At 73.2% G+C, this 7,848-nt stretch carries 8 protein-coding genes; 3 read left to right on the plus strand and 5 right to left on the minus strand.

The window, feature by feature from the left end; translation table 11 throughout:
* Positions 1-215 (minus strand): hypothetical protein (locus RZ84_RS40160; RefSeq protein WP_206743099.1); only part of this gene is annotated, 215 nt, incomplete at its 3' end.
* Positions 216-364: 149 nt separating this feature from the next.
* Here RZ84_RS40160 and RZ84_RS34525 point away from each other — a divergent pair.
* Positions 365-1,270: a DMT family transporter gene (locus RZ84_RS34525; protein WP_043268607.1), complete on the plus strand. Its 906-nt coding sequence runs from the start codon at positions 365-367 to the stop codon at positions 1,268-1,270.
* 33 nt (positions 1,271-1,303) lie between these two features.
* On the opposite strand, the gene RZ84_RS34530 is transcribed toward RZ84_RS34525, so the two are convergent.
* The 4 genes from RZ84_RS34530 to RZ84_RS34545 form a co-directional block, all read right to left on the minus strand.
* A complete protein-coding gene (locus RZ84_RS34530) occupies positions 1,304-2,326 on the minus strand; it encodes a TolB family protein (protein ID WP_043268609.1) in 1,023 nt (340 codons plus the stop codon).
* Positions 2,323-3,648 (minus strand): MFS transporter, encoded by a 1,326-nt coding sequence (locus tag RZ84_RS34535; RefSeq protein ID WP_052230375.1) that lies wholly within the window; start codon positions 3,646-3,648, stop codon positions 2,323-2,325. Before RZ84_RS34535 ends, RZ84_RS34530 begins: the two co-directional genes overlap by 4 nt.
* Before the next feature lie 5 nt (positions 3,649-3,653).
* Positions 3,654-4,547 carry an alkaline phosphatase family protein gene (locus tag RZ84_RS34540; RefSeq protein ID WP_043268612.1) on the minus strand — a complete coding sequence of 298 codons (894 nt, stop codon included), beginning with the start codon at positions 4,545-4,547 and terminating at the stop codon, positions 3,654-3,656.
* Positions 4,548-4,745: 198 nt separating this feature from the next.
* Positions 4,746-5,726, minus strand: coding sequence for an ArsR/SmtB family transcription factor (locus tag RZ84_RS34545; RefSeq protein ID WP_043268614.1), 981 nt, complete (start codon positions 5,724-5,726; stop codon positions 4,746-4,748).
* 286 nt (positions 5,727-6,012) lie between these two features.
* Here RZ84_RS34545 and RZ84_RS34550 point away from each other — a divergent pair, with 286 nt between their 5' ends.
* Positions 6,013-6,843: a peptidoglycan recognition protein family protein gene (locus RZ84_RS34550; protein WP_052230376.1), complete on the plus strand. Its 831-nt coding sequence runs from the start codon at positions 6,013-6,015 to the stop codon at positions 6,841-6,843.
* A gap of 3 nt (positions 6,844-6,846) precedes the next feature.
* A complete protein-coding gene (locus RZ84_RS35415; RefSeq protein ID WP_052230377.1) occupies positions 6,847-7,743 on the plus strand; it encodes a hypothetical protein in 897 nt (298 codons plus the stop codon).
* Positions 7,744-7,848 lie beyond the last annotated feature (105 nt).

Consider the following 7,848-nt stretch of genomic DNA (forward strand, 5'->3'; position numbering starts at 1 on the left):
GCCGCAGGCGCAACGGCGGGATCGTCGACAACGTCGGGCGGGGCAAAGCGCAGCGAACGGGTGGGCAAGCGGCACAGCGCAGCGGAAAGTTGCGCCGGTGCCACCGTACGGTGCCGGGAACCGGCGCCGTGACCCGGTGGCCGGGCGAGCGCGACACAGCCGGTCGCGGCGAGCAGCAGACCGGACACGAGGGCGAGGACAAGAGAGCGGCTCACGGTGTCACCGTGGAGGAGGCACGGTCGAGGTCCAAGCGACGCGCCGTGGGGTCACGCGGACGAACGACAGCGGGCGTCCCCTTGCCCGACGGAGCCGGGCGGCCAGGCCGTCCCCCGGTTAGCGTCGACGGGGACGAGGAGGTGGGCGGGTGGCCACGTGGGCGGCCGTGGTGTTCGCGTTTCTCGCCGCGGCCTGCAACGCGCTCTCCACGGTGCTCCAGCGGCGCGCGGCACGCACCGTACCGGTCTCCGGACGGCTGCGGCTCGGCCTGTTCGCCGATCTGCTGCACCGCTCGGTGTGGCTCGCCGGGATGCTGATGGTGCTGCCGGCGGCCGGCTTCCAGGCATTGGCGCTGTCGTTGGGTGCGCTGTCGGTGGTGCAGCCGATCTTCGTGCTGGAGTTGCCGCTGGCGCTGCTGATCGGGCGCCCGCTGCTGGGCCGGCGGGGCTCCCGCCGCGGCTGGGGGGGCGTCGGGCTGCTCGTCGTCGGGCTGGTGACGGCGCTGGCCGCCGCCGCGCCCGACGCCGGCCGCGACCACGCTCCGCTCAGCCGCTGGGTGCCCGCCCTGGTCGTGTGCGCCGCGGTGATCACCACCACCGTCGGTGCGGGGCTGCGCCGCGGGGCCGGCAGCGTACGCGCCGCCGGCTTCGGGGCCGCCACGGCCGTGGCGTACGCGCTGACGGCCGCCCTGTTGAAGGACTCCGCCCACATCTGGCGGGCCGCCGGCCCCGCCGAGTTCTTCCTGTCCTGGCAGACCTACGGCTTCGCACTGGTCGGCGTGCTGGCGCTGTTCCTCATGGGGAACGCCATGCAGTCGGGCCCGCTGACCGCCTCCCAGCCGGTACTCACCCTCGGCGATGCGCTGGTCAGCCTCTCGCTGGGGGTGACGCTCTTCGACGAGCGGGTGCGGGTGGGGTGGTGGCTGCTCCTGGAGGGCCTGGGCGCCGGACTGGTCCTGTGGGGCGCGGTGTTGCTCTCCCGGGTCGTGGCCTGGGACGTGGCGACCGGTCAGGCCACCGGCCCGTCGCCGGATCTTCCTGGCCCGCCCGGCTGAGTCGCGCGGTCGCCGGCGGGTACCGGCAGCCGGTCAGCGCACGTACGCCGGTGCCACCGCCGACGTCATCAGCCGGCGGGCCGCTCCCGAACCGTTCGCCGGGACGGTCCACAGATCCGAGCCGTAGTCCCCGGGCAGGGCGTAGACCAGGGTCGCGTCGTCGGCCCACAGCGCCTGGTCGTCGATGTTGCGGTGCTCGGCGGTGGCGGTCTCCGCCATGGTGCGCAGGTCGAGGACGTACAGCCGCCACGGGGCGTCCGGGGAGGCGCCGGGGGCGCGCTTCTTGTAGGCGATGCGGGTGCCGTCGGGGGAGAGGGAGGGGCATTCCACGTTGCGGTGCAGGGTGGTCAGCGTGCGGGCCGTGGCATCGCCCCGCACGAGATACGTCCGGCCGCCGGTCGCCAGGGTGGCGTAGAAGCGGGTGTCATCGGCGAAGGTGACGCCCCAGACGTTGATGTCCGAGGCGTGGTACGGCCGGCCGTCCTGGATGACGGCGTACCGCTCCAGGTTGTCGTCGATCGCCCAGGTGCGGGTGTCGACGATGGCCGTGCGGGTGGAGAAGTTGGTGCCCGCGTACGAGTCGCCGCTGACGAAGACCGTCCAGGCGACCCGGTGCCCGGAGGGCGAGACCCGCGCCCGGGTGGGGATCCCGGCCGCCGGGAAGCGGTGCAGCTCGTGCAACCGCGCGTCGAGTACCACGGCCCGGTAGGTGTCCTCCAGGGCACCGTGCACGGCCTGGAGGCAGATGGCGGTCCCGGCGGCGGCGTGGAAGCGCAGGCAGGTGACGCCGGAGGCGGTGCGCGGGCCCCGCGGACGGTCGGTGGGCACGCTCGCGATCTCGTCGCGGTGCGGCCCCCATGCCAGGTTGCGGACCAGCAGCCGGCGGCCGGTGCCCGGCCGGAGTGAGACGCTGCCGGCGTGCACGGCCGGGCCGCCGGCCTGCTCGCGGTCGCGGCTGCCGGAGCGGTCGGCGGCCCGCAGCACCGCCGCGGCGCCGACCGCCCCGAGCAGCAGCACGGCGGCCAACAGGACTGCCAGACGGGACCGTTGGGTCATCCGGACACCTCGTCGCCGGTTCGGCGGTCGTCGTCGTTCCCCTCCGGCGCGGCCTCGGCGGTCCGCAGTACCCGGGCCGCGACGACGGCGCCGACGGCCAGTCCCGCCGCGGTCACCGCGAGCGCGGCCCGCCCGTCCCACAGGCTCCAGGCCGCGCCGAACGCCACGGAGCAGACGAACCGGGCGAGTGCCTGGCCGGTGCCCACCAGCGCCTGCCCGGCGCCCTGATGCCCGGCCGGGACGGCCCCCGCGGTGGCGGCGGCCAGCACCCCGTCGGTGGCCGCGTAGAAGGCGCCGTGCAGCACCAGCACCGCGACCACGGCCGGGGCGCCGCCCAACGGGGAGAGCACCAGCCCGTAGGCGAGCAGCAGTGCGCCGTGCCCGGCCAGGAACAGCCGGCGGCGGCCGGTGCGGTCGGCGAGCGCGCCCAGCGGGACGGCGAGCAGCAGGAACACCGCCGCGGTGCCGAGCGGCAGCAGCGGGAACAGGTGGGCGGGCACGTCCAGTTCGCGCTGGAGGAGGAGGTAGAGGAAGGAGTCGCTGACGGTGGTGAGCCCGAGGAGCGCGGCGCACAGCGTGAGCCGGCGCAGCGCGGGGCGGCGCAGCAGGCCCAGTGAGTCGCGCAGCGCGGGACGGGCGGCGGTGGGCCCGGCGTCCGTACCCCCGGCCCGGCCGGGCACGAACAGCACCAGCACCAGCACGCCCAGCGCCGCCACGCAGCCGCTGACCGTGAACACCGCGTCATAGCCGTCGACGGTGGCCCGCAGCACCGCGAACGCGGCCAGCGGCCCGAGCAGCGCCCCGGTGGTGTCCATGGCGCGGTGCACGCCGAAGGCCCGGCCCCGGTGCTCGGGCCGGGTGGCCAGCGAGATCATCGCGTCCCGGGGCGCGGTGCGCAGCCCCTTGCCGGTGCGGTCGGCGGCCAGTACGGCGCTGATGACGGGCAGTCCGTGGGCGACCAGCAGCAGCGGTTTGCACACCGCCGACAGGCCGTAGCCGAGCCCGGCCACCACCTTGTGCCGCCGGCCGCCGCCGTCCGCGAGGTGGCCGCCGGCCAGCCGGACCAGCGCGCCCACACCGTTGTTGATGCCGTCCAGCAGCCCGAAGCCGAGCGGGGACAGCCCGAGTGCGGTGACGACGTACAGCGGCAGCACCGCGTTGATCATCTCCGCCGAGACATCGGTGATCAGGCTGACCGCGCCGAGCGCGAGGACCGTCCCGGGCACCGCAGCCCGCCGCCCCGGACGGATGCTGCCCGGGGCGGCGGCTGCGGCGCCGGCGGTGTCGCGCGCGGTTCCGTTGCGGGAGTCCGCGAGGTACACGGGCCTCAGTTCCAGATGCCGCTGATGTCGGACGCCGAGGCGGCGTTGCCCGCGTGGCTGGAGAGCCCGGACAGGTCCTCCAGCGTACGGAGCACGTTGTAGTGGTTGTACTTGGTGCCGCTGGTGCTGCCGGGCGCCACGTGCTGCCCGTAGAGCAGGGTCGGAATGCGGTTGCCGGACAGTCGGTTGTCCTCGTCGAAGGTGATCGCGAGGATGCTGTTGTGGCTCCTGGCCCAGTCCGCGTAGGCGCTCAGGTTGTCCTTCAGCCAGCTGTCGCCGGTGGACACCGAGCAGTCGTGCATGTCGTCGCAGAGGTTCGGGATGACGAACGAGACCTTCGGCAGTGTGCTGTAGTCACTGGGGAACTGATCCATCGTCATGGCCGTGTCGGTCGGCACGTTCGAGAAGCCGAACCACGGGTTGTGCTTCTGCGCGTAGTCTCCGCTGCTGCAGGTCGTCGAACCCTGGCTCGGCAGCGACTCGTTGTAGCTCGCCCAGCTCTTGCCGGCGGCGATCAGCTCGGAGGCGAGGTTGGGCGCGGACATCGACCCGACGTCGACACAACTGTCGTCCGTGCGCCCCTGGTTGGAGCCGGAGAACAGCATGTAGTAGTTCGGCTCGCTGGGGTGGGTGAGCGCGTATGACTGGGTGAGGTCGGCGCCGCCCGCCTTGAGGCTGTTCAGGTACGGCGCACCGGAGTTGCCGATCACCTGGCCGTAGGCGCGGTTCTCCATCACCACCACGACCACGTGGTCGGGCGACGGGAGCCCGGCGGCCTGCGCGGACGCGGTGGACCCGGTGGTGGCCCACAGCGCCGCCGACGTGGCGGCGACGGCCACCGCACCGGCCAGCGCGGTCAGGGTGCGCCGGTTGCGCTTGCGTGCCTTGGCTGCGGTCATGACTGTCCTCCGGACAGGAGTGACGAGTGGGGGAGGGAGCGCGGTAACCCTAGAAGCCGCCGGATGGACTCGGCCGCGTCTGCCGGGTGAAGAACTGGCGAACAGATGAACGATGGTCCCTGCCCAATTGGCCGACCGCACAGGGTAATTCAGGCCAGGGTCATCGTTTCCGGTCACCCACCCCCGAGGTGTTTGCGGTCACCCCCGGAGCAGCGCCGCCCCCAGTGACCGCAGTGTGTGGTGGACGTGGCCGCCCGCGCGGTGCGAGGAGATCAGGCCGGCCTCCCGGAGGATGGCCGTGTGGTGGGTGGCCGTGGCGGGTGAGACGTTCAGCCGCCGGGCCAGTTCGGAGGTGGTGCAGCCGGCCGCGACCACCTCCAGCGCCGCCGCCCGGGTGTTGCCCAGCAGCGCGGCGCACGGGCTCTTGGTGGCGCCCCGGGCACGGTGGGGGGCGTCGCTCGCCCAACCCGGACTGTGCTCGATCGGATGGACCAGCACCGGCGGCAGCTCCGGTTCCCGCAGCATGACGGGGGAGTGCCGGCAGAAGAAGGACGGGATCAGCCGCAGTCCGCGCCCGTCGAGCCGGATGTCCCGATCCAGGCGCCCGGTGCGCCACTCCAGTACGGGCGGCGCCCACCGCAGCTTCGGGTGCAGTGTGCTCAGCAGCCGCTCCACGCCGCCCTGGAGGGCCCGGATGCGCAGCGACCGGTCCGCCTCCGCATGGCTGCCGATACAGGGTTCGTACGGCCGGATGGCCACCGCGTGGTAATCCCGCACCGCCGACGCCATCGACGGCAGGTCGCGGGTGGTCAACTCCCGTACCCACAAGGGGGCACGGTGCTCGTTCGCGAACCGTTCGAGGTCCGTCCGGAGGCGGCCCTGCGGGGTGCCTGCCAGGCTCTCCAGTCCCTGTTCCAGCCCGTGCTCCGGGCTGTGGCCGGAGGTGTCGGGTGTCAGGAAGTCGGGACTGTAGCCGCGTGGTGGCGCGAGCGCGAGCAGCCCGCGGGCCGGCCCGGCCAGCCGCGGCAGCGTCCGCCGCCGCCACAGTGCGAACGCCGGTGCCCCGTCGCGGTGTTGGAGTGCGTGCAGACTGAGCAGCACCTCCCACATCGGGTCGGGCCGCTCGGCGACGCTGGTCCTGGCGAGATCTTCCACGCCGAAATGTATGCGCACGGACATCCGTGCTCCCCCGTTCCCCCGGGTATGCGGCACGGCCGGACGGCGGTGCCCTACCTGTTGCCAGCGTACGGAGCGGAAGTACGCGGTCAAGGAACCCGCCCGCTACCTGCGGGTCGGTTTCCGAGCTGCGCAATTCGACCGTGTTCAAAGGCGGTTGAAGCATCCCGGACGGGCGGCGAGGGTGGGCGGCGTGTCATCGGGCTCACCGTCTCGCACACCGGCATCCGCATGCGGACCGCCGCCTGACGGGACGTGAGGAACGCCGAAAACGGGGGATCACCACACTATGCCGAATCTGACATGGCTGGCCGACGTGCTCAGGAAGGACGGCCTGCGCGTCCAGGAGGAGGACGGCTGGCAGGGCCGCGGCCACGGCGAGATGCAGGACATCCGCGGCGTCCTGCTGCACCACACCGCGGGACCGGCGCAGGGCAACTACCCCAGCCTGGCCCGCGTCCGGGACGGCGACGCGAGCCTGCCCGGTCCGCTGGCCCAGCTCGGGCTGGCCCGCGACGGGACCTGGATCGTCATCGCCGCCGGAGTGGCCTGGCACGCGGGCCAGGGCGGGCCCTGGCTCAACGTCCCCAAGGACAACGCCAATCCGTACCTGATCGGGGTCGAGGCGGAGTCCGTCGGCAGCCGGTTCGACTGGACCGACGCCCAGCTCGACGCCTATCCGCGCGGTGTCGCGGCGCTGCTCCGGTACGCGAACCTGCCCGCCGAACGCGCCATCGGCCACAAGGAATGGGCGCCCGGCCGCAAGGTCGACCCGGCCTTCTGGCCGGGCGACATGGACGGCTTCCGCGACAGCGTCCGGAAGATCCTGGGCGGCCGGCAGCCCGCGCCGCCCCCACCTCCTCCGGGCCAGGGCGCGGACTTCAGTACCTGGGGTGTGGGCGTGCGCGTGCGCAAGGAGGCCAAGTTGAGCGCTGAGGTGGTGCAGACACTGAACGCGCCGACGCCGGTACATGTCGACTTCCAGGTGCGCGGCGACCTGGTGGTGGCGGAGGGGCTGAGCAACCCGTTCTGGGCGCACGTCCCGGCCCTGAACGGCTTCCTCTCCAACATCTTCATCAACAACCGGGAGGCGTTCCTGCCGGGCGTCCCCCTGCACTGAGCCATGGCACCCACCAGCTTGCGCGCCCGGCTCGCCCGCCGGCTGCCGGGCCGCCGCGCGTCCCGGCCACCGGACGACACGCCGAACGGCACGCCGGGCGACAGCGACACACCGGACGGCACGCCGGACGACGACACTCCGCACGACCCGGCACCGCACGACGGAACAGCGCGGCACGCGACAGAGCAGCACCACACACCGCAGCACGACACACCGCACGAGCACCCACGGGGGAACCACATGGCATACGACATCGAGGTGGCCAAGGCCATCCACCGCGTCGGCAAGCGGCTCCAGGTCGACGACAAGGTCATGCTGGCCGCTTTCGAGACCGGCATCGTCGAGTCGGGGATGCGCAACCTGCCCTACGGAGACCAGGATTCGCTGGGCGTCTTCCAGCAGCGCCCGTCCCAGGGATGGGGCACCCCGGAAGAGATCATGAACCCGGAGCACGCGGCCCAGTCGTTCTTCGAGCGCGCCGTCGACAGCGACCGCAACGACCCCGGCCAGAGCGCCGGCCACCTCGCGCAGAGCGTGCAGCGGTCGGCCTACCCGGACAAGTACGACCAGCAGGAGGACGAAGCCAGGAAGCTGATCGCCCAGGTCGAGGCGGCCGGTGACGGCGGCACCCCGCCTCCGCCTCCGGGCGAGGGCGCGGACTTCACCACCTGGGGTGTGGGCGTGCGCGTGCGCAAGGAGGCCAAGTTGAGCGCTGAGGTGGTGCAGACGCTGAACGCGCCGACGCCGGTGCACGTCGACTTCCAGGTCCAGGGCGACCTGGTGGTGGCGGAGGGACTGAGCAACCCGTACTGGGCGCATGTCCCGGCCCTGAACGGCTTCGTCTCCAACATCTTCATCCACACCCCGGCGGCCTTCCTGCCGGGCGTTCCGCTGCACTGACGAGGGGCACTCCCGACGAGGGGTGCGGACCGCCCGGACCCGGGCTTCCGGGGCCGGGCGGTCCGGGGGCCGTCAGGCCGTGGGCCTGGGGGGCGGTGCGGCCGG

Origin of the sequence: Streptomyces sp. CT34 (genome assembly GCF_000805335.1) — a bacterium.
In the GTDB taxonomy this organism is placed as follows: Bacteria; Actinomycetota; Actinomycetes; order Streptomycetales; family Streptomycetaceae; genus Streptomyces.

Excerpts from the sequence above, each read along its gene's own strand:
- RZ84_RS34530 (WP_043268609.1), bottom strand. The coding sequence starts at position 2,326 with ATGACCCAACGGTCCCGTCTGGCAGTCCTGTTGGCCGCCGTGCTGCTG.
- RZ84_RS34540 (WP_043268612.1), bottom strand. The coding sequence starts at position 4,547 with ATGACCGCAGCCAAGGCACGCAAGCGCAACCGGCGCACCCTGACCGCG.
- RZ84_RS34545 (WP_043268614.1), bottom strand. The coding sequence starts at position 5,726 with ATGTCCGTGCGCATACATTTCGGCGTGGAAGATCTCGCCAGGACCAGC.
- RZ84_RS34550 (WP_052230376.1), top strand. The coding sequence starts at position 6,013 with ATGCCGAATCTGACATGGCTGGCCGACGTGCTCAGGAAGGACGGCCTG.
- RZ84_RS35415 (WP_052230377.1), top strand. The coding sequence starts at position 6,847 with ATGGCACCCACCAGCTTGCGCGCCCGGCTCGCCCGCCGGCTGCCGGGC.